Here is a 25,203-nt window from a genome sequence, read left to right as displayed (position 1 = left end):
CAGACAAAATCGCAGAGAGAGAAATGAAATTAAAATCGTTATTTTACAGTGTGATATGGACGTTACTGGACGATTTTGGACATAAAAAAAGCCACCCTAAGGTGACTTGATTTTCATACAATGGTGCCGAAGGCCGGACTCGAACCGGCACATCTTTCGATGGTTGATTTTGAATCAACTGCGTCTACCGATTTCGCCACTTCGGCACAGAAGTCGTATGCGGAAAACGGGTGCATTATACCTTTTGACAGCCCACGCGCAACGTTAATCCACTCAGTGTTCGGTTAAGTGCTGAAAAAATCATCTCTAGCAACGTGTTATGACTTTTTTGCCTTCAAGATTGTGTGGTAATGGGTGTTGCCAAGGCGATTTGTCACGACCAATAAAAAAGCGCCGAGGGGTTATCCACTCGGCGCTTTCTCTGATTTATTAGATGCTATCGGCGTTTCAGTAGCAGCGCGACGCTGATGAACAGAAACACCGAGCTCGGCAAGATAGCGCCCAGGATCGGCGGGATGCCATAGACCAGGCTAAGTGGGCGGAAAATCTCATTCAGCAGGTAGAAGAGGAAGCCGAAGCTGATACCTATCACGATGCGTGAACCCGCCGACACACTGCGCAGCGGGCCGAAGATGAAAGAGACTGCCATGAGCATCATCACCGCCACTGAGACTGGTGCAAAGATTTTGCTCCACATGTTCAGCTGGTAGCGATTCGACTCTTGCCCACTTTGTTTCAGGTATTTGGAGTAATTATGTAGCCCACGGATCGACAGCGCATCCGGCTCAAGCGCCACCACGCCCAGCTTATCCGGCGTCAGGTTGGTTTTCCATTCTCCACTGAACGTCTGGCTGCCGCCAATCTGTTTACCGTCGCTCAAATCAGACTCATCAACCTGCGAGAGCTTCCAGACATTCCTGTCATCTTCAAACTCGGCGGAGGCCGCATAGCGCACAGATAGCAGCTTGTTTTTATCGTCGAAGTGGTAGATGTTGACGCCAGACAGCTCTTTATCGCCCGTCACTCGTTCGATATAGATAAAGTCATTGCCGTCTTTTGCCCACAGTCCGCCCTGCGTAGAGATCATCGACCCACCAGAGATCATCTGAGAGCGGTAGTTACGCGCCATCTGTTCCCCTTGTGGAGAAACCCATTCGCCAATCGCCATCGTTAGCAGCACCAGCGGGATCGCGGTTTTCATCACGGCCGTCGCAATCTGCAAGCGGGTAAAGCCGGAAGCCTGCATCACCACCAGTTCGCTGCGGGTGGCAAGCTGACCCAGCCCGAGCAATGCGCCGAGCAGCGCCGCCATAGGGAAGAAGATTTCAATATCTTTAGGTACGCTGAGCAGCGTGTACAGCCCAGCGCCCAGCGCTGAATACTCGCCCTGCCCAACTTTACGCAGTTGGTCGACAAACTTGATGATGCCGGAGAGCGACACCAGCATGAATAGCGTCGTCATGATGGTGGTGAAAATCGTTTTGCCGATATAGCGGTCTAATACACCAAACATCAGGCCGCTCCTTGTGTTCTAAGAGTTCGAGGCTTAAAGCGGGCGCGCACTTTGCGCATCGGCACGGTATCCCATAGGTTAAGCATCACAGCAATACCGAAGTACATCAGGTTGGTCAGCCAGACCCATACCATCGGATCGATTTTGCCTTTACTGGCGTTAGAACGCAGCGAGCTTTGCAGCAGGAAGAAAATCAGGTACAGCAGCATAGCAGGCAGCATGCTCAATACCCTGCCCTGACGTGGATTCACCACACTCAGCGGTACCACCATCAGCGCCATGATCAGCACCGAAACAATCAACGTCAGCCGCCAGTGGAACTCTGCACGCGCATCGTGCGCATCCGAATGCCACAGGGTCTGCATACCCATTTGCTGCACGTCGCTATTATTGAGCGTCACGCTCTGGTGCCCAATCACAGCCTGATAGTTAGTGAAATCCGTGATACGAAAATCACGCAGCAGCGCCGTTCCCTCGTAACGCGAACCGTTATCCAACGTCACGACCTGTGCACCGTCTTCGTTTTGCTTGATATGGCCGCGATCGGCGACGACAACAGAAGGCCGTGCATTACCGCTGGGGCGCAGCTGTGCCAGAAAGACGTGTTCAAACTCCGCCCCTTTGACATTACCGACGAACAGCACCGCGTTGCCGCCCTGTGCAGACTGGAACTGCCCTTCTACTAGCGTAGCCATTCCAGGGTTCGCCTTCGCTTCCGCCAGCACTTCTTCCTGATGCCGCGACGACCACGGGCTAAGCCACATGACGTTAATGGTAGCGACGATGGCAGTGAACACTGCCAGGACCAGCGCGGCTTTCAGCAACACGCGTTTGCCCAGCCCGCAGGCGTGCATGACGGTGATCTCGCTTTCCGCATAGAGGCGGCCAAACGTCATCAATACGCCAAGAAACAGACTTAATGGCAGGATGAGCTGCACCATTTCTGGCACGCCCAATCCCAACAGGGAGATAACCAAATTTGTCGGGATTTCACCATCAACCGCGGCACCCAGTATCCGTACCAATTTCTGACAAAAGAAAATCAGTAACAGAATGAAAAGGATGGCCAGTTGGCTCTTGAAGGTTTCCCGTACCAGATATCGAATGATGATCACGCTTAATTACGCCTGTGAAAACTTGTCTTTTTGCAGGAAAATCGATAGTTTCTTCGCTAACGCGCCATTTATACTCATTTTTGGCTGCCCTCTTAGCTAAAACTGTATTACAACACACTGCGTTTGAGCTGTTGTATCAGAACCTGCTTATTAGTCACTAAAACAGGTTCGTTACGTCGTTAAGATTAACACAGGTTATGTTAACGCAACGGCGGGAAGTATTACGGAGTGTCACATTCTAGCCGTTGCCCCCGCCGTTGTCTTTAAGATTCAGGAGAGTACATGGAGTTCAGCGTAAAAAGCGGTAGCCCGGAAAAACAACGCAGTGCCTGCATTGTCGTCGGCGTGTTTGAACCGCGTCGTCTGTCCCCTATTGCCGAACAACTCGATAAAATCAGCGACGGCTACATCAGCGCGTTGCTTCGCCGTGGTGAATTAGAAGGCAAAGTGGGGCAATCACTGCTTTTGCACCATGTACCTAACATTCTTTCCGAGCGCATTCTGCTGATTGGTTGCGGCAAAGAGCGCGAACTTGATGAACGCCAGTACAAACAGGTGATTCAGAAGACGATTAACGCCCTGAACGAAACCGGCTCGATGGAAGCGGTCTGCTTCCTGACCGAGCTGCACGTGAAAGGCCGTAACACGTACTGGAAAGTGCGTCAGGCAGTCGAAACCGCAAAAGAAACGCTGTATACCTTCGATCAGCTTAAGAGCAACAAAGTCGAGCTGCGTCGTCCACTGCGCAAAATGGTCTTCAACGTGCCAACACGCCGTGAGCTGACCAGCGGCGAGCGCGCTATTCAGCACGGTCTGGCGATTGCAGCGGGCATCAAAGCCGCGAAAGATCTCGGCAACATGCCGCCGAATATCTGTAATGCCGCGTATCTGGCTTCGCAAGCGCGTCAACTGGCCGATACCTACAGCCAGAACATCATCACACGCGTGATTGGCGAACAGCAGATGAAAGAGCTGGGCATGAATGCCTATCTGGCCGTTGGTCAGGGCTCGCAGAATGAATCGCTGATGTCCGTGATCGAATATAAAGGCGATCCAAACCCGGAAACTCGCCCAATTGTGCTGGTAGGTAAAGGGCTGACGTTCGATTCCGGCGGCATCTCCATCAAACCTGCCGACAGCATGGACGAAATGAAATACGACATGTGCGGCGCGGCCACGGTCTACGGCGTGATGCGCATGGCGGCCGAACTGGCGCTGCCGTTGAATATCATCGGCGTGCTGGCGGGTTGTGAAAACATGGTCGATGGCCGAGCATACCGTCCGGGTGACGTGCTGACCACAATGTCCGGTCAGACGGTAGAAGTGCTGAACACCGATGCAGAAGGCCGCTTGGTCTTGTGTGATACGCTGACCTACGTTGAGCGTTATGAGCCGGACGTGGTGATTGACGTCGCGACGCTGACCGGCGCGTGCGTGATTGCGCTGGGGCACCACATCACCGGGCTGATGGCGAACCACAATCCGCTGGCGCACGAGCTGTTGAGCGCGTCCGAGCAGTCTGGCGACCGCGCATGGCGTCTGCCGCTAACCGACGAATTCCAGGAGCAGTTGGAATCCAATTTTGCCGATATGGCGAATATTGGTGGTCGTCCGGGCGGGGCGATTACCGCAGGCTGCTTCCTGTCGCGCTTTACGCGTAAGTACAGCTGGGCGCATCTGGATATCGCGGGCACCGCCTGGCGTTCTGGTAAAGCCAAAGGCGCAACGGGTCGTCCGGTCGCGCTGTTATCACAGTTCCTGCTTAACCGCGCCGGACAGAACGACGTAGAATAAGACTTTCACGTCAACGGCGATGACCAAAGCCAGCGATTGCCTTTGTTCTTATATACTCTAAATAATTCAAGTTTCAGGCAGGCGGCAAGAGAAGGATTCCCGATGAGCTTACTCAGGTAAGTGATTCGGGTGACTGACAAACCTGCCATAGGCAGGTTTGAACGCTGCTTGCAGCGGCCCCAACGGGGCGAGGCACACGCAAGTGTGCCGAGTAGCGCAGCCAACGCACATGCAACTTGAAGTATGACGAGTATAATCGGGCCGGATATTCCGGCCCTTATCAATAGTGTAAACAATGAAAAACGCAACGTTCTATCTTCTCGAACACGACAGCAAAAGCGGTGAGCTCAGCGCCCATGAGGCACTGGCATGCGATCTGGCGGCAGAACGTTGGCGAGCAGGAAAGCGCGTACTGATTGCCTGTGAAGACGAGCAACAGGCCATCAGACTGGATGAAGCATTATGGCAGCGCGATCCCAACGCATTCGTGCCGCATAATCTGGCAGGCGAAGGGCCGCGCCACGGCGCGCCGGTCGAACTGGCATGGCCGCAGCGGCGTGGCAACGCGCCACGGGATCTACTGATCAGCCTATTGCCGCAGTTCGCAGATTTTGCCACCGCTTTCCATGAAGTGATAGACTTTGTCCCTTACGAAGACTCCTTGAAACAGTTGGCGCGCGACCGCTATAAAACCTATCGCAGCGTCGGCTTCCAATTGACCACGGCTACGCCGCCAACTCACTGAATTTTGAGCATAATGGAAACGAAATATAACCCGCAAGATATCGAGCAGCCGCTCTACGAACACTGGGAAAAGCAAGGCTACTTCAAGCCGCACGGCGACACGAGTAAAGAAAGCTTCAGCATCATGATCCCGCCGCCCAACGTCACCGGCAGCTTGCATATGGGTCACGCTTTCCAGCAAACCATTATGGATACGTTGATCCGCTATCAGCGTATGCAGGGTAAAAATACCCTGTGGCAGGCAGGTACCGACCACGCCGGTATCGCCACGCAAATGGTCGTTGAGCGCAAGATCGCCGCAGAAGAAGGCAAAACTCGCCACGATTACGGCCGCGAAGCGTTCATCGACAAAATCTGGCAGTGGAAAGGCGAATCCGGTGGCAACATTACCAATCAGATGCGCCGTCTGGGCAACTCCGTTGACTGGGAACGCGAGCGTTTCACCATGGATGAAGGCCTGTCCAACGCGGTGAAAGAAGTGTTCGTCCGTCTGTATAAAGAAGACCTGATTTACCGCGGCAAGCGTCTGGTGAACTGGGATCCGAAACTGCGCACCGCGATTTCCGATCTGGAAGTAGAAAACCGCGAAGTGAAAGGGTCGATGTGGCACCTGCGCTACCCGCTGGCCGATGGTGTGAAAACCGCCGACGGTAAAGACTATCTGGTCGTCGCGACCACCCGCCCGGAAACCGTGCTGGGTGATACCGGTGTCGCCGTTAACCCGGAAGATCCGCGTTATAAAGATCTGATCGGCAAAGAGGTGATCTTGCCGCTGATTGGCCGTCGTATTCCGATCGTTGGCGACGAACATGCCGATATGGAAAAAGGCACCGGCTGTGTGAAGATCACGCCAGCGCACGACTTCAACGACTACGAAGTCGGTAAACGCCACCAGTTGCCGATGGTCAATATCCTGACGTTCGACGGTGATATCCGCCAGAGCGCTGAAATCTTTGATACCAATGGCGAAGCCAGCACCACTTGCAGCAGCGACATTCCCGAAGCCTTCCAGAGTCTGGAGCGTTTTGCCGCACGTAAAGCGCTGGTAGCCGCATTCGATGAGCTCGGCCTGCTGGAAGAGATCAAAGCGCACGATCTGACCGTTCCTTACGGTGACCGTGGCGGTGTTGTGATTGAGCCGATGCTGACCGACCAGTGGTATGTGCGTGCTGCCGTGCTGGCTAAGCCAGCGGTGGAAGCGGTGGAAGATGGTCGCATCCAGTTCGTACCAAAACAGTACGAAAACATGTACTTCAGTTGGATGCGCGACATTCAGGACTGGTGTATCTCCCGTCAGTTGTGGTGGGGTCACCGCATTCCGGCCTGGTACGATGCCAATGGCAACGTCTATGTCGGTCGCACCGAAGCGGAAGTACGCAGTGAAAACAACCTCGCTGACGATGTCGTTCTGAATCAGGATGAAGACGTACTGGATACCTGGTTCTCATCTGGGCTGTGGACGTTCTCTACGCTGGGTTGGCCAGAACAAACGCCAGATCTGAAAGCTTTCCACCCGAGCAGTGTGATGGTCAGCGGCTTCGACATCATCTTCTTCTGGATTGCCCGCATGATCATGCTGACCATGCACTTCATCAAAGATGAAGACGGCAAACCACAGGTGCCATTCCATACCGTCTACATGACCGGCCTGATCCGTGATGATGAAGGCCAGAAGATGTCCAAATCCAAAGGGAATGTTATCGACCCGCTGGATATGGTCGACGGCATTTCGCTGGAAGCACTGCTGGAAAAACGTACTGGCAACATGATGCAGCCGCAGCTGGCGGAAAAAATCCGCAAGCGTACCGAGAAACAGTTCCCGAACGGCATCGAGCCTCACGGTACAGACGCCCTGCGCTTCACGCTGGCAGCGCTGGCTTCAACGGGTCGCGACATCAACTGGGACATGAAGCGCCTGGAAGGTTACCGCAACTTCTGTAACAAGCTGTGGAACGCCAGCCGTTTTGTGCTGATGAACACCGAAGATCAGGATTGCGGCTTTGGCGCAGGCGAGAAAGTGCTGTCGCTGGCCGACCGCTGGATTCTGGCGGAATTCAACCGTACGGTGAAAGCCTACCGCGAGGCGCTGGACGGCTATCGCTTTGATATTGCGGCCAACATTCTGTACGAATTCACCTGGAACCAGTTCTGCGACTGGTATCTGGAGCTGACGAAACCCGTGATGAATGGCGGTTCAGAAGCGGAACTGCGCGGTACGCGTCACACGCTGGTTACTGTACTGGAAGCGTTGCTGCGTCTGGCACACCCGATTATTCCTTTCATTACCGAAACCATCTGGCTACGCGTTAAAGCACTGAAAGGCATTAGCGCCGACACGATCATGTTGCAGCCGTTCCCTGAGTTCGATGCCGCGCAGGAAGATACGCTGGCGCTGAACGATCTGGAGTGGATCAAGCAGGCGATTATCGCTGTGCGTAATATTCGCGCAGAAATGAACATCGCGCCGGGCAAACCGCTGGAAGTCTTACTGCGTGATGTCACTGCTGAAGCACAGCGTCGCGTGGAAGAGAACCGCAGCTTCATCCAAACGCTGGCGCGTCTGGAAAGCATTACGCTGCTGCCTGCGGGCGACAAAGGTCCGGTTTCCGTCACTAAACTCATCGAGGGTGTCGAGCTGTTAATTCCGATGGCAGGCCTGATCGACAAAGCGGCAGAGTTGGATCGTCTGACGAAAGAAGTGGCGAAAATCGAAGCCGAGATTGAGCGCATCGAAAGTAAGCTGTCCAACGAAGGCTTTGTGGCTCGCGCACCAGAAGCGGTCGTTGCCAAAGAGCGTGAGAAGCTGGATGGCTACGCCGTAGCGAAAGCCAAACTGCTGGAACAGCACGCGGTCATCGCTGCGCTGTAACGCTAACCGATTTTCTAACGGTAGTACGGCAAGTACGAAAGCCTCGTTGCAAAACGGGGCTTTTTATTTTATTCACTTCACACTGATTCACCTCACAAAATGCATGAAGGGGGTAACACAATGAGCAACACGAATCATGCTGAGGTCAGCAAGTTTCTTAGCTACGTTTTACGGCACAAGCCCGAAGCTATTGGGTTAACGCTAAGCAGCGACGGCTGGGCAAACATAGCTGAACTGATTACTGGTGCAGCTAAAGATGGACGGCTTCTTACCAGAGAAGTGATTCAGTCTGTCGTTGATAACAGTGACAAAAAGCGGTTTTCTATTTCGCCGGATGGGTTATCGATCCGTGCAGCGCAGGGGCACTCATCATCGCAGGTCGATATGCATTACGAGCCCAAAGTGCCGCCCGAATTTCTTTACCACGGCACGGCAACCCGATTTGTCGATTCGATAAATCAGCAGGGTTTGCTTTCTGGTTCACGTCAGTATGTGCACTTGTCTGCCGATGAAGCCACGGCGATAAACGTCGGCCAGCGGCATGGCAAGCCCGTAGTATTAAAAATAAGGGCGCAGGAAATGCATCAACAAGGGATAATTTTTTATCAGGCGGATAACGGCGTCTGGTTAACCCTGACGGTTCCCGTGCCGTTTATCGATGAATGAATACGTGTATGAGTCACCTGTCTTCGCTGTCCACATAACATTAGCGAAAACAGGTGATAAGCTCATTTAACAATTAGCGGGCATCGGCCAGCACAGTGTTCCGATAAAGAACTAGCAGCATGTATCCTTCATTATTCAATTCATTTTACTATGCAAATTTTCTCTAATTAAGCGTTATCCACTAAATACCGCCGAATAGCCGTGAATAAAAACAACGCTATTTAGCGTAACGACAGATTAATTATCTAATCCCTTACTTTATTTCCAAAAATCTATTGCTTATTTTTGATAGAAATTAACGATCGAATATGAAAAATTGAACGGCCTAATGATTGGTGAATTCGATCGATAATAGGATTACTATAGTGTGAGGCTATAGGTAAACATTACACTTGGTTATGTTTCAAATCAGAATAGGGTTGATAAAAGCGATTACACATTGCGCCCCGACCGATCCAGCAATGGAGTAAAAACCATATATATCAATAATATAAAATATAAAATATAAATAAAGAATGTCTCAGCTCTGCCGACAGTATCCATAGGGCTAAAATGAATGAAAAAGTAACGTGTTCACGCAAACGTTCATGGCAGGTAAAGGGAAGCTGCCAATTCATTCCTCTGACGTAAACGTCAGGGGAATAAACCAGATGCAGAAAATGATGAATCACTCTACGTATAGAGCGATCATTATGTATGTAAAAAATAATATAAACAGTATAAGAAAGGATTAGTACCATAATGAATTTTTTGAAGAATATGAGAATTGGCAATCGACTCTTTCTGGGGTTCGGGTTACTGATTACGCTAACGTTGACACTGTCGTCGCTCGAATATGTTTTTATAAAAAACATAGAAAAAGAGGTCGATAAAATTACCGAAGATAGAATAGTTAAGACCAATCTGTTACGCGACATAAGAGACCATTTAAATAATAATATCCAGACAGTACGGGATATTATCTTACTCCCCGGTGATAAACGTCAGGAAAAACAGAATTTAAGACAAACTATCACCGCTATAACGACAGCCTCAAACGCGACATATAGTCATTTAGACAACATAATAAAATTTGGGAAAGGTCGGGAACTGTTTGATGAATTAACAGGCATAAGAAAACAATATGGCATTACTATTGATCAAGCCATAACCTATGCCCTTGAAGGGACGGATGAACAGGCAACGGCATTTTTATTCAATGATGTCGCTAAAATTCAAAAAAATTATTTCACTAAACTGGGCGAGCTTCTTGATTATCAACAAGAAAACGTCGACAAGTCCAAAGTTGAGACAAAGTTATTTATTTCCGAAGCCCTGTTCTGGACACTCTTACTATCAGCCTTTTCAGCCATTTTAGGGATGCTGATTGCCTGGTTGCTGACGCGCAGTGTGACCGCGCCTTTATCCATTGCGCTATCTTCTGCTCAGCGCATTGGCGAAGGTGACCTGCGTGGAACGATTGCAGTCGATAGCCGTGATGAAGTAGGCCAGTTGCTGGAAGCAATGCGTGATATGCAATCCTCGCTGACCAAAACGGTCATCACTGTCAGAGATAATGCGGAGAGTGTCGCCACCGCGAGTATACAAATTGCCCAAGGCAATGCGGACCTTTCATCCCGAACCGAAGAACAGGCAAGTGCGTTAGAAGAAACTTCTTCCACCATGACTCAACTGGGCATGACGGTGAAAAATAACGCCGATAATGCTCGTCAGGCCGATCAGCTAGCCAAAAACGCCAGCACGGTGGCACAGCAGGGAGGCCAGGTGGTTGATGACGTCGTAGCAACGATGAAGGCCATTGACGAAAGTTCCCGGAGCATTGCAGACATCATCAATGTCATTGATAGTATTGCTTTTCAGACCAACATACTGGCCCTCAACGCCGCGGTAGAGGCAGCACGAGCGGGCGAACAAGGGCGTGGATTCGCGGTTGTCGCAGGGGAAGTGCGTAGTCTGGCGCAGCGAAGCGCAGAGGCTGCAAAAGAGATTAAAACGTTGATCACAACAAGCGTCGAGCGCGTAGAACAGGGATCCGATTTGGCGAATAAAGCCGGGGAAACCATGCAACAAGTCGTGGTCGCTATTCGTCAGTTAACTGATACGGTGGCAGAAATCAGCTCAGCCAGCGCGGAGCAATCTACGGGGGTTGATCAGGTGGGTATCGCGGTCAATCAGATGGATCAGACAACACAGCAGAACGCCGCACTCGTGGAAGAATCAGCAGCAGCGGCACTGAGCCTTCAGGATCAAGCCGACCTACTTGTTAGAGCGGTCTCCGTGTTTAAAGTGGCAGGCAATCAGTCGTCAATCCCTGCACCACAATTAACACACCGAGCCTTATCGCCAAAAGCGATGCTTCCTGCGGCGGCTGGCGCTGCACACCAAAATTCAGGGGACTGGACCAGCTTCTAATGTTGAAAACACCCCTGACAAACACGTTTGTCAGGGGTCAAAACAGGTGATTCAGTCATTTAACGATTAGCGGGCATCGGCCAGCGCAATGTTCTGGCGCAAGCCGGGCAGCACATTACCCAGTTCCATGTTTTCTCTTGCGATCTGGAAACGGGAAACGGACTGTTGCAGATTAATAACCTGCTCCTGAAGTGAATTCGCTGACGTCGCGACTTCGGATACCAAGGACGCATTCTGCTGAGTCACACCATCCATCTGGTTGATGGCGATATTGATCTGTGAAATACCGCGACTCTGCTCGCTGGAAGCCAGCGTGATCTCATCCATAATATCGACCACTTTTTTCACATCCATCAGCACTTCGTCCATGGTGTTACCCGCGACTTCAACCAGCCCCGCGCCCTTTTCAATACGGCTGAGAGAATCATCGATCATGGTGCCGATCTCTTTCGCGGCCGTCGCACTGCGCGCAGCCAGCATCCGCACTTCGGAAGCCACCACCGCAAAGCCTTTACCGTATTGACCCGCACGCGCAGATTCCACCGCCGCGTTCAGCGCCAACAGGTTGGTCTGGAAAGCGATGCCGTCGATTACGCCAACAATGTCGGAGATCTTGGCAGAACTCTGCTTGATGGAACGCATGGTATCAACCACTTCAGAGACAACGTTCCCGCCGCGAGACGCGGAATTAGAGGCTTTCAGCGCCAGATCGTTGGCTTTACGCGTGTTGTCTTCGTTGTTTTTCACCGTCGACATGATCTGTTCCATGCTTGAAGCGGTTTCATCCAACGAAGCCGCCTGCTGCTCGGTACGGCTGGAGAGATCGATGTTACCGGAGGCAATTTCCTCGACACCTACGCTTATCGCATCGGTACCGTTACGCACCACGCGCACCATATTTTCCAGCCCGTCGCGCATACGTTGAACCGCGGCAAACAGCTGTGCAATTTCATTTTTTCCGCTGCTATCAATCTGTGCCCGCAGGTCACCTTCGGCGATGCGGTCAAAGACGGAAATAGCCTGATTCAGCGGTTTCACGATCATGTTGGTCACCACAGACCAGGCCAGCACAGCCAGCAGCAACGCACAGGCAATCGCACCGTACAGGATGGTTTCCATCAGCTCGACGCGTCCATTCGAATCCGCGTAGGCTTCATCAATGCTCTTCAGCTTGAAGGCAACCAGCGCTTTAGAGGATTTATCAAACGCGGCATACAGCACCGTCGATTTCCCGGCACGCTGACGATATTCATCCAGATTCCCTGCGTTAAGCGCTGCAAATGCCGGGTCGATAAACTCCTGCATCAGCGTATTACGCTTTTCAGCCATGTCCGCAGAAATGACTTTCTCCGCTTCGGACTGCGGGTATTTCAGGTATTCCTGCCACTTTTCACTGGCACCGTCGACCTTGCCTCTGGCACGTCCCAGTGCGACTTTAGCCGCCTCGACGTCCCCTTTCCCCATTAATGATTCGTACAGACGCAAATCCAACCGGCCACGCAACAGCAGTTCGGAGCTGTCATTCAGCGCAACCAGCCCTGGCAGCACTTCCATATCGACACGAGCAAATGATTTATTCCCTGACTGAACGGCAACTAACCCTAAGACGCCGACGAAAAGCAGTAACGCCGCTAACGAAAACACCATCATGCTGAGTGCAGTACGGATCTTTATCTTACGAAACATAAATTATCCCTGTGGCCTAAAAATAAGAAAGGATGAGCGCCAGCTCCAGAGCAGAGCCGTTCCGTTATTTACGTAATAGTCGTTATTCATTTTTCCAGACGCGTTAATTCCCACGAACTGAAATAAATTCGTCATATACACTAAATAATTCAAGTTTCAGGAAGGCGGCAAGAGAAGGAATCCCGATGAGCTTACTCAGGTAAGTGATTCGGGTGACTAAACGCAGCCAACGCACATGCAACTTGAAGTATGACGGGTATAAAACCGTAATAAAATAAAGAGACGTCTAAAGAAAAAGATGGCCGGCAGAAAGAGATTTCCTGCCAGCCATGCGTTTTATTTTTTATTATTTTTCTGAGACTGATTCTTTTCTAAGAAACGTTGCAATGCATCTTTATAAAATTTCGCCGACATCATCGTACCATGCCCACTGGTATCTTTACTGGCAGGAATAAGGAACAGCGTCGCCTGCTTAATTTTCTTAAGCTCATTATCCAAGATGCCTGTTTCAATAGGATTACGCTCATCATCCGCAGAGTTAATCACCAGAACAGGCGCCTTAATTTTATTCAGTTCCGGTGCCGCGTTATAATTCGCAGACGAGCCCCAAATATAAATAAAGTCGTTGGCATCGCTGGTCGACGGTGCCGCAAGGCGATCTTCTACCAGTTTGTCAGCCTGTGCACGCGTCGGCGCTTTGCTCTGATACGCCAGCGTGCCGCCAGTGGTGGCGATACTGAACATAATGTTGGCCGTTTTCAGCGTTGGCGGCTGCTGTGTGTAATCACCGTTATTCCACACCGGATCGTTCTTGATGGATTCAATCAAAATGCGGCGCATCATCCAGTTACGACCAGACAGCTCATTCGGCAGCGATGCCATTGGCACCAGCGCATCCATCATGTCCGGGAATTTCTCACCCCAGAGCCAGGTTTGCATGCCGCCCATAGAATATCCCATCACCAGACGCAGGTGGTTAATGCCTAGCCCTTCTTTGATTAAGCGATATTGTGCCTGCACCATATCGTTATAATCGTACTGCGGGAATTTCATCCGTAAGCCGTCTGACGGTTTGGACGATTTTCCAGAACCGATGCTCTCCGGCATGATAATAAAGTATTTGCTGCTATCCAGCGCCTGACCCGGCCCAAATAGCTCTCCGCCAAAGCCATTTGCTAACAGTGATTTAATCGGTTGGTTCGTTCCATGTAGCAATAAGACAGCAGGCTTGGTTTTATCACCGATCGTGTAGTAGTGAATACGCAGATCTTTTAATTTTTCGCCACTGTTGAAGGTAAATTCTGGCGCAATCCAGTCGCCTTCTTTGGGCTCTGGGAAATTGGCCTGTGCATGCGTTAATGGTGACAGCATTAACAGAAATGCGCCCACCACCCCTGATAGAATTCGATTAATCATAAATAACTCTTCGGTAATCATGAAGTCGTGAAGCCGCGATTTTAATGTCTATTAGGAAAAATCCCAATAAACATAAGCGGACTAATAATAAAAAGAGATTATTCTCTGATTTTTTTATTTATCGCGAGAGATTCTACAGATAGTTTTTAATAGGATGATATTTAACGCATTCCTGTTAATCGTCCGGCTACGTAGCTCATGCTTTTCACTCGACATTCGCGTTTATAAAAACAGCAAAGTGCGTTTTTTTTGCTCAAAAATATAATCATACTCTAAATAATTCGAGTTTCAGGAAGGCGGCAAGAGAGGGAGTCCCGATGAGCTTACTCAGGTAAGTGATTCGGGTGACTGAACGTAGCCAACGCACATGCAACTTGAAGTATGACGAGTATAGAAAGGGGTCGTGTGCGGTGAAACCACACACGATTAACACAAGGCAGGGTTAGATCGGAGGTGAGAATCGAGAACTGAGGATTAGTGCTTATTCATCTCGCTTTCAATGGCTTTCAGCCGCTCATCCATATCCGGGTGCGTACTCAGCCAGTCCGGTAAATCCAGAGAATCAATTTCATCCTGACTGCGGTCGTTAGCGATCAAGGCCCGATACATCGCCTGCATCGACTGAAGCGAACGCCCTTGCTGCTGCATTTCTGCTATTGCCCATGCGTCGGCTTCCCGTTCCATATCGCGGGAAAACTGCATCTCGTTGATAAAAGCGGCAGACTGCAACAAGGTATCCCCCACGCCGCTGACATCTCCCGTCATCCACATGAAAGTCAGCGATACCAGCGATGAACGCACCACCATGCGCATTGGGTGGCGATAGGCGTGGTGTCCCATTTCATGCAGCATCACCGCGGCCAGCTCGTTGTCACTTTTCGCCAGCTTCACCAGATCGTCACTGATAATCAGCGTGCCATCTGCCAGCATAAAAGCATTCGGCCCGATAGGCGCGGACATGATCTCCAGGCGCAGTGGCGTTTTGTCTTCCCGCATATCAGCGGGCATGACCTGTTGAAACAGCGCTTGCATCGCCTGCTGGCGCTCAACAGGCAATTTAGAAGGCTTAAAATCACTGTGCCGTAACAGCTTTAGCGTATTTTGTCCCAGTTGCTGTTCGATAGTGCTAGGCATCCGTAGCGCCAGCGCAGAACTTGCCCACGGCAGTACCACGTAAACGTAGTTTATGACGAGTAAGATTGTGGCGAGTAGCGTGAGAATGACGCCACGCTTATGGCGTTCCAAACGATGGACAAGTCCTGGGCGACGTCGTGCGGAATACCATGTGCGAAAGGCAGGATCGTCGGCAGGAACAAAGCGACTGCCGTCAGGAAACGTTAATGTCAGAGGAATAGAACCCAGCGCATCAGAAACCGTGACCTGCTCCAACGCAAATGTCGTGTTCGATGACTCGGTGTTCAGCACCATCATCGAACCGTTGTCCGTTAAATGAAGAGAAGCGGCCACACGGGCCGCCAATCCGGGGTATTGATAATGCCCCTCAATATTCATATTCCTGCCTTATAACTTATCCCATTAGGCGTTATTGTCGCAGCCAGTTTGGGCACGGACAGCGCGCAGCAACCGGAGCGTACACGTAGTACGTGAGGATTGCGAGCACTGCCCTGGTTCAAAATGGCAAGTAAAATAGTCCTAATGAGATAGTTTTAGAGACCGACACCCAAATCGAGCGCCTGCACGGCTTCTTCGGCCAGTGCGCTGTTTGCTGTGTCCTGATGGGCCTGAACGTGCAGCAGTGCCAGATCGCCTTCAACCGCCGTCGCATTCGCGATATAGCGTGCGTGACGAATCTCTGCCACAGGAGCAGCCCAACCCAAAGAGAAAATAGTGATCAGGCTATTGGTTATCAGCAACCCCATGTAAGACATTGTTTGCATGGAAGAGTGCAATTTCACACCACCATTCAGCGATGTCTGATTAAACAGATAATTACGCTGTGCGACCACCAGATAGCTGCTGGAAACCAGCACACCCAGCAGCGCTACAACGAACATCATGATCATATTGAAGACGTTGCTCAGCAGCATCATCAGTACAAGATCTTCATTTCCGCCGCCCATCATAATAGTTTGGAACAGCGTGAAAAAGAATGAGCTCATGAATGACAGCGATGCGATCAGGAAAGGAACAAAAATCAGCAGGCTAATCAGGGCGAACTTAATAAACGCTGCTTTTGCCAATTCCGCTTTAAACGCTGTTTTGCCGAAGAACAGGTTATTAACATAGAAATCGAGCTGCATCATTTTCATGATGCCATTCACCGCGGCAAATCCCGGAATAGCAACTGCCAGCACAATAAATCCGATCAGAATCGGGCTATCGCTCTGCGAGCCAATCAACAGAGTTACAGCCAACACGGCATAAAAAGCCAGTAACAGCAGAATAGGACAAAGCAGCAACACCCAATAGGCGCGGCCCGTCTGGCAGTGATAGTTAAAACGGACACCACGGTAGCTGGACATAATGGCGTCATAACGCCAGTTGCGGATTACAATAATTGGAATCAGTGCCGCAAATGCCAGTGCGATAATAGTACCGAGAACGGGTGACATCCCCATTATGATATAAAACAGAATAATACCGGCGATAACCAGCAAACGCCCTTTGAGGATCTGAATGGGCTGTGCGTGGTAATCAAAACGGTCACCGTTAATTTCCGTGTTGCCGTAGAAATAACGGCGACGGCGCACTGTCGCCCAGGCAGAATAAATACCCAAGGTGATTACCGTTAATAACGCATTCACCAGCCAAATTGCAAAATATTCCCCAGCCTTACCATGAAACTGCACGCGATGCTGCGTGCTATTTTTTGAAGTATTGATTGTCATAAACCTTTCATCCTAAAAGAAATAAGCCTAATAAAGCGCTTAAAAGCGTTACTGGCATACAAAAAGCGGCTTATTTAAGCACGTCTTGTTAACGACAACAATAAAAGTTAACAGCAACCAAACAAGTTCATATACTTATTAATTACAAGGAATAGAGAAGCCCGCAAAGAGGTTAACGCATAGCCAACATGAAGTATGACGGGGATAGGCGTTGCATCGATGTGGTCTGAAATGGTATTACAATCGGCTAGGATCATTCCCCCTCGTAAACCGTAAGAACAAGAGTACGTATTATGACAACCGCGACCTCCGCCAATCTTCAGGTACGCCCAATTACCGCGCAGGACGATGCCGCTATCGCTCAGGTCATCCGTCAGGTTTCTGCTGAATTTGGTTTGACAGCCGATAAAGGCTATACCGTTTCCGATCCGAATTTGGATGCGCTATTTGCCCTGTATAACCAGCCGAAAAGCGCCTACTGGGTGGTTGAATATGAAGGCCGCGTGGTTGGCGGTGGCGGCATTGCCCCGCTGGTCGCAGGCGAAGAAGATGTGTGTGAATTACAGAAAATGTATTTCTTACCCGTCGTGCGGGGCAAAGGGCTGGCACGTCAGCTAGCGATACAGGCGCTTGATTTTGCTCGTCAGCACGGCTTTCGCCGCTGCTATCTGGAAACAACCGGACACCTGACCAGCGCGATCCGACTGTATGAGTCGCTGGGCTTCGAGTCGATTCCCCACGCAATGGGCAACACGGGCCACACCGACTGTGAAGTAACGATGTTGAAGGTACTGTAATAGGCTGAAAGTACGGTAATCACGCATTGTCATACCGAATAAAAAACGCCGCAGGGTGTTCCTGCGGCATTCAGTGAGGCGTGTTCTTCGAGATTAATGACTTAGTGGCGCTTGCCGTCATCATCTTCGTCATAAAAATCTTCATCATCCCCGTCTTCTTCGCCTTCACCATCTGGATCTTCGAAGTAGGTGCCCCAACCGTCGTAATTCACGCCGTGGCGTTCTGCCAGCGCCAGTAGCTGTTCTACCTGCGTGTCGATCAGTTCCGCCTTCAGCGCAACTTCACTGATGGCATCGCAGCACATCAGCAACACACCATCTTCCACTTCCAGTTCTTCCGCATCCGTCACTTCATAACCCAGCTTGAAGGCTTCTACAGCGACTTTTTCCAACACTTCAAACTTCTCAGCAGAGAAATGGTGTTCAATGGTATAGAGCGCGTCAGGATCGCTGCCATCATCCAGCAGTTCTTCAATGATCAGGCGTGTCTCTTCCCGTTGCTCTTCCAGTAATTCGCGGTTTGCCATGCCTCAGTCCTCATTAAACGACGTAATATTACTTATTGTCCCACAGCCCTGCGGCTTGCTCCACCACAAAGTTTGATATCACCACTTGAATTTGAATAATTACACATATAAAGTGAATTTTAATTCAAAAGATAGTTTTTAATCCAATAGATATGCCCTAGATAATTCGAGTTGCAGGACAAAACGTTAACGTTTTGAACAACGCAAAGCGTTGGCCCTTTAGGGCGAGGCTCATTTATGGGCCTCGTAACGCGGCAATCGCGCGAATCCTCAGGAGCTTACTCAAGTAAGTGACTGGGGTGAGTAAGAGAAGCCAACGCACATGCAGCTTGAAGTATGACGGGGATAGTGTTGAGCCACATGGAGAGATACATCATGCAACCGTTCTATAAGCGTCATTTTTTAAGGTTAATGGATTTTACACCCGCAGAAATTGCCCATCTTTTAGCCCTGTCAACGAAACTGAAAGCCGATAAAAAAAACGGGACAGAAGCCCGCCGCCTGCAAGGTAAAAACATCGCACTCATCTTCGAAAAAGATTCGACTCGTACTCGCTGCTCTTTCGAAGTTGCTGCATACGATCAGGGCGCGCAAGTGACCTATCTCGGCCCAAGCGGTAGCCAAATCGGCCATAAAGAATCCATCAAGGATACCGCACGCGTGCTGGGAAGAATGTACGACGGCATTCAATATCGCGGCTATGGCCAGCAAATTGTCGAAACGCTGGCGCAATACGCGGGCGTCCCGGTCTGGAACGGGCTGACGAACGAATTCCACCCTACGCAGCTGCTGGCGGACCTGCTGACAATGCAGGAACATTTGCCGAGTAAACCGCTGTCAGAGATGACGCTCGTCTACGCTGGCGATGCACGCAACAACATGGGTAACACCATGCTGGAAGCGGCCGCACTGACCGGGCTGGATTTACGTCTTGTTGCGCCAAAAGCCTGCTGGCCGGATGCCGGTCTGGTGGCTGAGTGTCAGGCGGCGGCAGAACAAACCGGTGGCAGTATCACGCTGACGGAAGATATCGCCGCGGGCGTCGCGGGCGCAGATTTCATTTATACCGACGTCTGGGTTTCCATGGGGGAACCGAAAGAGACCTGGAAAGAGCGTATCGCGCTGCTGAAACCGTATCAGGTGAACATGGCGATGATCGCCGCGACGGGTAATCCGCAGGTGAAGTTCCTGCACTGCCTGCCCGCGTTCCACGACGATCAGACGACGATGGGCCAACAAATGGCGGAGCAGTATGGTCTGCACGGTGGAATGGAAGTCACGGATGAAGTCTTTGAATCCGCGCACAGCATCGTGTTCGATCAGGCGGAAAACCGCATGCACACCATCAAAGCGGTGATGGTCGCCACGCTGGTACAGGATTAAGATTGACTTCCCTCCCCAGAACGGGGAGGGGTAGGCTTTCCGGCGGTTTATACCACCAGAGACGCGTCGATTTTCACTACGGCTTTGCGCACGTGCGCAGGTTCACCAACGGCACACAGCGGTTTGTGCACTTCCCCTGGGAAGAAGACGACAAAATCCCCTTCCTGCATCACAAACTGTTTTTCCTGCTCGCCCGCAGGCAGGAAAGCGATGTCTTTATCCGCCAGCCAATCGGTATCCGGCTTGCCCGCAGGCAGATTACTGAACGTCATCCCTTCCACACCGGACAGTACAATTTGAATGTCCAGATATTTGGCGTGATACTCGGCGCGGCGTTTTTCCAGCAGATCGGTGCTGTCGTTAGAGATCAACACAAACACGCTGTTGCCCTCGATATCATGCTTGCCCAACGGCGTGTCTGCCGTAATGTTTTGCTTCACGTATTCAATCGCTTCGCGCAGTTTGGCAGGCAGATAAGGAACCAGTTCAAGGTGGTGGACGTTGCCAGTAATCATAAAAACCCTCGTTAATATAAAAATGAAACCCTGTTTTACAATCCTTATACTCTCCAAATGTGACGCCCGCCAGCGTGTTAATACGAAAAAGTGAACTGCCCACCACTCTTCTCAATCGGCCTTCTTTCACTGACGAACGTTATGCATACGGCACGCGACCCGCAACCGATTGCGATGCGTAAAAAACCACGTTTTCTGCTTGAAATAGCCTAGTCGGCGCGTATAATCCCCGACAGTTTGCCGGGAGGGGTCATGCACCGTTACACCAAAAAATCCGCTGCTTATGTTGGTTCTCAACCACAACTGCCATCCGGCAGCCAGCTAGCGTTTTCCTTTCCGTTGCTCAATGATTCAATGAAGAAAGCCCCTCAATGAGGGGCTTTTTTTTGGCCCACAATCCGGGCAACCAGATACGACATTTCCTGTGTACACGTTAGGAGAAAGACAACATGGTCAATCCGCTCTATCAAAAACATATTATTTCGATTAACGACCTCAGTCGGGAAGATTTGGAACTGGCGCTGCGTGTCGCTGCCAGTCTGAAAGCCAATCCTCAGCCTGAGTTGTTGAAACATAAAGTGATTGCCAGCTGCTTCTTCGAGGCCTCCACCCGGACACGTTTATCCTTTGAAACCGCAATGCATCGCCTCGGCGCCTCCGTCGTCGGTTTCGCTGACAGCAACAACACGTCGCTGGGGAAAAAGGGCGAAACGCTGGCAGATACCATTTCCGTCATCAGCCAGTACGTTGATGCCATCGTGATGCGTCACCCGCAGGAAGGCGCTTCCCGCCTTGCAACCGAATTCTCCGGCGGTATTCCGATTCTGAACGCCGGCGACGGCGCGAACCAGCACCCGACGCAGACGCTGCTCGATTTGTTCACCATTCAGGAAACGCAGGGCCGACTGAATAACATCAATATCGCGATGGTCGGTGATTTGAAATATGGCCGCACCGTGCATTCGCTCACGCAGGCGCTAGCGAAGTTTGAAGGTAATCGCTTCTACTTCATCGCCCCCGACGCGCTGGCGATGCCGGACTACATTCTGAGCATGCTGAAAGAGAAGAATATTGCTTACAGCCTGCACAACAGCATCGACGATGTCGTCGGCGAGCTGGATATTCTGTACATGACGCGCGTTCAGAAAGAGCGTCTGGACCCGTCTGAATACATCAACATCAAATCCCAGTTTGTCCTGCGCGCCGCCGACCTGCACAGCGCCCGCCCGAATTTGAAAGTGCTGCACCCGCTGCCGCGCGTCGATGAGATCACCATTGATGTGGATGCCACGCCTTACGCCTATTATTTCCAACAGGCAGGCAACGGAATCTACGCCCGTCAGGCGCTGCTGGCGCTGGTCTTAAATCGCGAACTGGTTCTGTAAGAGGAAGAAACCATCATGACACACGATAATAAATTACAGGTTGAAGCGATCAAACGTGGCACGGTGATCGACCACATTCCCGCACAGGTGGGTTTTAAGCTGCTGACGCTGTTTAAACTGACCGCGACAGACCAGCGCATCACCATCGGCCTGAACTTGCCGTCCAACCACCTTGGGCGCAAAGATCTGATCAAGATCGAGAACGTCTTCCTGACTGAACAACAGGCGAACCAGCTGGCGATCTACGCACCGCAGGCTACCGTCAATCAGATTGATGAGTATGACGTGGTACGCAAGCTGGTGCCGACGCTGCCAGACCATATTACCGGCGTGCTCACCTGCCCGAACAGCAACTGCATCAGCCGCAGCGAGCCGGTGTCGTCGTCATTCAGCGTGAAGCAGCGCGACGGCGACGTTCACCTGAAGTGTAAGTACTGCGAGAAAGAGTTTGAGCGTCAGGCAGTGCTGCAAGATCGCTAGTTTTCTGCATTGCCCCGCGATGAACATTGCCTGTGGCGGGGCTTTTTTGAATAATGGCGGCGTCCGCGTTTCTTTTACGCCCCCATCAAGGAGATACCATGTCACGCATTATCAGCACTGAGCACGCCCCAGCCGCCATCGGCCCTTATGTTCAGGGCGTCGACCTTGGCAGCATGATCTTCACGTCCGGCCAGATCCCCGTGAACCCGAAAAGCGGCCTGGTGGCAGATAACATCACCGCTCAGACGCGTCAGTCACTGGAAAACGTTCAGGCGATTGTGGAAGCCGCTGGCCTGAAAGTTTCCGATATCGTGAAAATGACCGTGTTCGTGAAAGACCTGCACGATTTTGCTCTCGTGAACACCGCGTATGAAGCCTTCTTCAACGAACATAGCGCGCCGTTCCCGGCTCGCTCTTGCGTTGAAGTCGCACGCCTGCCAAAAGACGTGAAGATCGAGATCGAAGCGATCGCCGTTCGTCGCTAAATATCACCGCAATATCCCTAAAAAGCGCACGGTAACCGGTGCGCTTTTTTTCTGTTCTTTCTTTCACCACAACAACATTATTGACATTCCCAGCACACATCACGGTCAAAAAACAAACAAGTTTCCGCCAAGCCGCGCGTAGCAAGCCTTCCCACTCTCACCGCCTTTTTTGGCTATTTTTTGTTCAGGCTCAAATTCCCCGCGACATGAGGATTTCTTTGCTCTACATCAATTTTACAGCGATAAAAGCGCAAGCACCCCTACGCAATTTCAATATATAGTGCCTATCCTGTAAACATGAACTACATATAGTGTTTATCCACAGTGTCATCCACAGCCCTCTGTAACCCTTGTCAGTTACGGTTTTCGCCTGTGGATAACCTTTCCAGAGGAAGAAAACGTGAAACCAGTAGTGATTAAACGGGACGGTTGCCAGGTGCCTTTTGATGAAGTGCGTATCAAAGAGGCGGTCGAACGCGCGGCACATGCAGCCGGTGTCAATGATGCAGACTACTGTGCAACTGTGGCCTGTGCGGTCGCTCAACAAATGCAGGATAAATCGCGCGTGGATATCCGCGATATTCAGGACGCGGTCGAAAACCTGCTGATGTCCGGCAATTACAAAAAACTGGCGCGTACCTACATCGAATACCGCCATGACCGCGATATTGCGCGTGAGCGCCACGGTCGCCTGAATCAGGAAATTCGCGGTCTGGTCGAGCAGAGCAACATGGCGCTGCTGAACGAGAACGCCAACAAAGACAGTAAAGTGATTCCCACCCAGCGCGATCTGCTGGCAGGTATTGTCGCCAAGCATTACGCCAAACAGTACATCCTGCCACGTGATGTAGTGCTGGCGCACGAGCGCGGTGAGATTCACTATCACGACCTCGACTACTCGCCTTTTTTCCCAATGTTTAACTGCATGCTGATCGACCTGAACGGCATGCTGACCAACGGCTTCAAAATGGGCAACGCGGAGATTGAGCCACCGAAGTCGATCTCAACCGCTACCGCCGTCACCGCACAGATTATCGCGCAGGTCGCCAGCCACATTTATGGCGGCACTACGATTAACCGTATTGATGAAATTCTGGCGCCGTTCGTCACCGCCAGCCATGCTAAACATAAAGCGGTGGCAGAAGAGTGGCAGATTCCTGATGCGGAAAATTATGCTTTAACCCGCACGGAAAAAGAGTGCTACGACGCCTTCCAGTCACTGGAATACGAAGTTAACACGCTGCACACCGCTAACGGCCAGACGCCGTTCGTGACCTTTGGTTTCGGGCTCGGCGTCAGCTGGGAATCGCGTCTGATTCAGGAATCGATCCTGCGCAACCGCATTGCCGGGCTGGGTAAAAACCACAAAACGGCGGTATTCCCGAAACTGGTCTTTGCTATCCGCGACGGTCTGAACCACAAAGCGGGCGATCCGAATTACGATATCAAACAGCTCGCGCTGGAGTGCGCCAGCAAGCGCATGTACCCAGATATTCTCAACTACGATCAAGTCGTGAACGTCACCGGTTCGTTCAAAACGCCAATGGGCTGCCGCAGCTTCCTCGGCGTTTATGAAGAAAACGGCCAGCAGATTCACGACGGCCGCAATAACTTAGGTGTGATCAGCCTGAACCTGCCGCGCATTGCGCTGGAGGCCGAAGGCAATGAAGATCGCTTCTGGACGCTGCTCGACCAGCGTCTGGCGCTGGCGAAGAAAGCACTGATGACGCGCATTGCGCGGTTGGAAAGCGTGAAAGCCCGCGTCGCGCCAATCCTGTATATGGAAGGCGCGTGCGGCGTGCGTTTAAAAGCGGACGACAGCATTGCGGACATCTTCAAGAATGGGCGCGCCTCGATTTCGCTGGGCTATATCGGCCTGCATGAAACGATTAACGCGCTCTTCGGTAGCCAAACGCATGTGTTTGATGACGAGGCGCTGCGTGCCAAAGCCGTGGCCGTTATCACTCGCCTGAAAGCCGCCACCGAGCAGTGGAAAGACGAAACGGGTTATGGCTTCAGCCTGTACAGCACACCGAGTGAAAACCTGTGCGACCGCTTCTGCCGTCTGGATACCGCCGAGTTTGGCGTCGTGCAGGGCGTGACGGACAAAGGGTATTACACCAACAGCTTCCACCTTGATGTGGAGAAGAAGGTGAACCCTTATCAGAAAATCGACTTCGAGCTGCCCTATCCGCCGCTGGCTAATGGTGGGTTCATTTGCTACGGCGAATATCCGAACCTGCAACACAACCTCAAAGCGCTGGAGGACGTGTGGGATTACAGCTACAGCCGCGTGCCTTACTACGGCACCAACACGCCGATCGACGAATGCTATGAGTGTGGCTTCACTGGTGAATTCGAGTGCACCAGCAAAGGCTTCACCTGCCCGAAATGCGGTAACCACGATTCGGCCCGCGTTTCCGTCACGCGCCGCGTGTGCGGCTACCTCGGCAGCCCGGATGCACGCCCATTCAACGCTGGTAAGCAGGAAGAAGTGAAGCGTCGAATCAAACACTTAGGTAACGGTCAACTGGGGTAATCCCTTCAGGGCCGCAGCAATGCGGCCC

19 protein-coding genes and 1 tRNA gene are annotated in these 25,203 nt (G+C 51.4%); 11 read left to right on the top strand and 9 right to left on the bottom strand.

Going from position 1 to position 25,203, the window contains the following annotated elements; all coding sequences use genetic code 11:
- Positions 1–121: 121 nt before the first annotated feature.
- The 3 genes from EIP93_RS02180 to lptF form a co-directional block, all read right to left on the bottom strand.
- Positions 122–206 (bottom strand) — tRNA-Leu (locus EIP93_RS02180).
- A gap of 230 nt (positions 207–436) precedes the next feature.
- Positions 437–1,513 carry an LPS export ABC transporter permease LptG gene (gene lptG / locus EIP93_RS02175; protein WP_103861567.1) on the bottom strand — a complete coding sequence of 359 codons (1,077 nt, stop codon included), beginning with the start codon at positions 1,511–1,513 and terminating at the stop codon, positions 437–439.
- Positions 1,513–2,628, bottom strand: coding sequence for an LPS export ABC transporter permease LptF (gene lptF / locus EIP93_RS02170; RefSeq protein ID WP_119879985.1), 1,116 nt, complete (start codon positions 2,626–2,628; stop codon positions 1,513–1,515). The genes lptG and lptF overlap by 1 nt, the downstream gene beginning before the upstream one ends.
- Before the next feature lie 282 nt (positions 2,629–2,910).
- On the opposite strand from lptF, the gene pepA reads away from it, so the two are divergent.
- The 5 genes from pepA (at position 2,911) to EIP93_RS02145 (ending at position 11,113) form a co-directional block, all read left to right on the top strand.
- A complete protein-coding gene (pepA, locus tag EIP93_RS02165; RefSeq protein WP_010284628.1) occupies positions 2,911–4,422 on the top strand; it encodes a leucyl aminopeptidase in 1,512 nt (503 codons plus the stop codon).
- A 295-nt stretch (positions 4,423–4,717) separates the two neighbouring features.
- Positions 4,718–5,167 (top strand): DNA polymerase III subunit chi, encoded by a 450-nt coding sequence (locus EIP93_RS02160; RefSeq protein ID WP_010284626.1) that lies wholly within the window; start codon positions 4,718–4,720, stop codon positions 5,165–5,167.
- Between the two features lie 12 nt (positions 5,168–5,179).
- Positions 5,180–8,035 (top strand): valine--tRNA ligase, encoded by a 2,856-nt coding sequence (locus EIP93_RS02155; protein WP_125232199.1) that lies wholly within the window; start codon positions 5,180–5,182, stop codon positions 8,033–8,035.
- A 120-nt stretch (positions 8,036–8,155) separates the two neighbouring features.
- Positions 8,156–8,701 carry an RNA 2'-phosphotransferase gene (locus EIP93_RS02150; protein WP_125232198.1) on the top strand — a complete coding sequence of 182 codons (546 nt, stop codon included), beginning with the start codon at positions 8,156–8,158 and terminating at the stop codon, positions 8,699–8,701.
- Between the two features lie 741 nt (positions 8,702–9,442).
- The gene (locus EIP93_RS02145) at positions 9,443–11,113 is read left to right on the top strand and encodes a methyl-accepting chemotaxis protein (protein ID WP_125232197.1); all 1,671 of its coding nucleotides are present in this window, start codon (positions 9,443–9,445) and stop codon (positions 11,111–11,113) included.
- Positions 11,114–11,179: 66 nt separating this feature from the next.
- Here the strand turns inward: EIP93_RS02145 and EIP93_RS02140 are convergent, their stop codons facing one another.
- The 4 genes from EIP93_RS02140 to EIP93_RS02125 all read right to left on the bottom strand — a co-directional run bounded on the left by EIP93_RS02140 (position 11,180) and on the right by EIP93_RS02125 (position 17,064).
- Complete coding sequence (locus tag EIP93_RS02140) at positions 11,180–12,799, bottom strand: methyl-accepting chemotaxis protein (protein ID WP_039470421.1); 1,620 nt, start codon at positions 12,797–12,799, stop codon at positions 11,180–11,182.
- 336 nt (positions 12,800–13,135) lie between these two features.
- Positions 13,136–14,215 carry an alpha/beta fold hydrolase gene (locus EIP93_RS02135; protein WP_164496809.1) on the bottom strand — a complete coding sequence of 360 codons (1,080 nt, stop codon included), beginning with the start codon at positions 14,213–14,215 and terminating at the stop codon, positions 13,136–13,138.
- Positions 14,216–14,689: 474 nt separating this feature from the next.
- Entirely contained in the window at positions 14,690–15,727 is a 1,038-nt protein-coding gene (locus EIP93_RS02130) for a M48 family metallopeptidase (RefSeq protein ID WP_103861573.1), read from the bottom strand.
- A gap of 155 nt (positions 15,728–15,882) precedes the next feature.
- The gene (locus EIP93_RS02125; protein ID WP_103861575.1) at positions 15,883–17,064 is read right to left on the bottom strand and encodes a YjgN family protein; all 1,182 of its coding nucleotides are present in this window, start codon (positions 17,062–17,064) and stop codon (positions 15,883–15,885) included.
- Between the two features lie 293 nt (positions 17,065–17,357).
- On the opposite strand from EIP93_RS02125, the gene EIP93_RS02120 reads away from it, so the two are divergent.
- On the top strand, positions 17,358–17,861 hold the full coding sequence (locus tag EIP93_RS02120) for a GNAT family N-acetyltransferase (RefSeq protein WP_103861576.1): 504 nt from the start codon (positions 17,358–17,360) through the stop codon (positions 17,859–17,861).
- A 101-nt stretch (positions 17,862–17,962) separates the two neighbouring features.
- Here EIP93_RS02120 and rraB read toward each other — a convergent pair whose 3' ends face one another.
- Positions 17,963–18,388, bottom strand: coding sequence for a ribonuclease E inhibitor RraB (gene rraB, locus EIP93_RS02115; RefSeq protein WP_103861577.1), 426 nt, complete (start codon positions 18,386–18,388; stop codon positions 17,963–17,965).
- A 375-nt stretch (positions 18,389–18,763) separates the two neighbouring features.
- Here rraB and argF point away from each other — a divergent pair, with 375 nt between their 5' ends.
- Positions 18,764–19,771 (top strand): ornithine carbamoyltransferase, encoded by a 1,008-nt coding sequence (argF, locus tag EIP93_RS02110; protein WP_039507323.1) that lies wholly within the window; start codon positions 18,764–18,766, stop codon positions 19,769–19,771.
- A gap of 47 nt (positions 19,772–19,818) precedes the next feature.
- On the opposite strand, the gene EIP93_RS02105 is transcribed toward argF, so the two are convergent.
- Positions 19,819–20,286, bottom strand: coding sequence for a NanQ anomerase/TabA/YiaL family protein (locus EIP93_RS02105; protein WP_010298260.1), 468 nt, complete (start codon positions 20,284–20,286; stop codon positions 19,819–19,821).
- Between the two features lie 449 nt (positions 20,287–20,735).
- Between EIP93_RS02105 and pyrB the strand changes: the two genes are divergently transcribed.
- From pyrB to nrdD, 4 genes are all read left to right on the top strand, one after another.
- Positions 20,736–21,671, top strand: coding sequence for an aspartate carbamoyltransferase (gene pyrB, locus EIP93_RS02100; RefSeq protein ID WP_039534745.1), 936 nt, complete (start codon positions 20,736–20,738; stop codon positions 21,669–21,671).
- A 15-nt stretch (positions 21,672–21,686) separates the two neighbouring features.
- A complete protein-coding gene (gene pyrI, locus EIP93_RS02095; protein WP_039491703.1) occupies positions 21,687–22,151 on the top strand; it encodes an aspartate carbamoyltransferase regulatory subunit in 465 nt (154 codons plus the stop codon).
- 98 nt (positions 22,152–22,249) lie between these two features.
- Positions 22,250–22,636, top strand: coding sequence for a 2-iminobutanoate/2-iminopropanoate deaminase (gene ridA / locus EIP93_RS02090; protein ID WP_039354809.1), 387 nt, complete (start codon positions 22,250–22,252; stop codon positions 22,634–22,636).
- A 400-nt stretch (positions 22,637–23,036) separates the two neighbouring features.
- Entirely contained in the window at positions 23,037–25,175 is a 2,139-nt protein-coding gene (gene nrdD / locus EIP93_RS02085; RefSeq protein ID WP_039534742.1) for an anaerobic ribonucleoside-triphosphate reductase, read from the top strand.
- The last annotated feature ends 28 nt before the right edge of the window (positions 25,176–25,203 follow it).

The organism is Pectobacterium versatile (genome assembly GCF_003932035.1).
Classification (GTDB): Bacteria; Pseudomonadota; Gammaproteobacteria; order Enterobacterales; family Enterobacteriaceae; genus Pectobacterium; species Pectobacterium versatile.
Note: the sequence above shows the minus strand (reverse complement) of the source record. Positions and strands in the feature narration are given on the sequence as shown.

Coding starts and splice junctions, on each gene's coding strand:
- lptG (WP_103861567.1), bottom strand. CDS start 1,513: ATGTTTGGTGTATTAGACCGCTATATCGGCAAAACGATTTTCACCACC.
- pepA (WP_010284628.1), top strand. CDS start 2,911: ATGGAGTTCAGCGTAAAAAGCGGTAGCCCGGAAAAACAACGCAGTGCC.
- EIP93_RS02160 (WP_010284626.1), top strand. CDS start 4,718: ATGAAAAACGCAACGTTCTATCTTCTCGAACACGACAGCAAAAGCGGT.
- EIP93_RS02155 (WP_125232199.1), top strand. CDS start 5,180: ATGGAAACGAAATATAACCCGCAAGATATCGAGCAGCCGCTCTACGAA.
- EIP93_RS02150 (WP_125232198.1), top strand. CDS start 8,156: ATGAGCAACACGAATCATGCTGAGGTCAGCAAGTTTCTTAGCTACGTT.
- EIP93_RS02145 (WP_125232197.1), top strand. CDS start 9,443: ATGAATTTTTTGAAGAATATGAGAATTGGCAATCGACTCTTTCTGGGG.
- EIP93_RS02140 (WP_039470421.1), bottom strand. CDS start 12,799: ATGTTTCGTAAGATAAAGATCCGTACTGCACTCAGCATGATGGTGTTT.
- EIP93_RS02135 (WP_164496809.1), bottom strand. CDS start 14,215: ATGATTAATCGAATTCTATCAGGGGTGGTGGGCGCATTTCTGTTAATG.
- EIP93_RS02130 (WP_103861573.1), bottom strand. CDS start 15,727: ATGAATATTGAGGGGCATTATCAATACCCCGGATTGGCGGCCCGTGTG.
- EIP93_RS02125 (WP_103861575.1), bottom strand. CDS start 17,064: ATGACAATCAATACTTCAAAAAATAGCACGCAGCATCGCGTGCAGTTT.
- EIP93_RS02120 (WP_103861576.1), top strand. CDS start 17,358: ATGACAACCGCGACCTCCGCCAATCTTCAGGTACGCCCAATTACCGCG.
- rraB (WP_103861577.1), bottom strand. CDS start 18,388: ATGGCAAACCGCGAATTACTGGAAGAGCAACGGGAAGAGACACGCCTG.
- argF (WP_039507323.1), top strand. CDS start 18,764: ATGCAACCGTTCTATAAGCGTCATTTTTTAAGGTTAATGGATTTTACA.
- EIP93_RS02105 (WP_010298260.1), bottom strand. CDS start 20,286: ATGATTACTGGCAACGTCCACCACCTTGAACTGGTTCCTTATCTGCCT.
- pyrB (WP_039534745.1), top strand. CDS start 20,736: ATGGTCAATCCGCTCTATCAAAAACATATTATTTCGATTAACGACCTC.
- pyrI (WP_039491703.1), top strand. CDS start 21,687: ATGACACACGATAATAAATTACAGGTTGAAGCGATCAAACGTGGCACG.
- ridA (WP_039354809.1), top strand. CDS start 22,250: ATGTCACGCATTATCAGCACTGAGCACGCCCCAGCCGCCATCGGCCCT.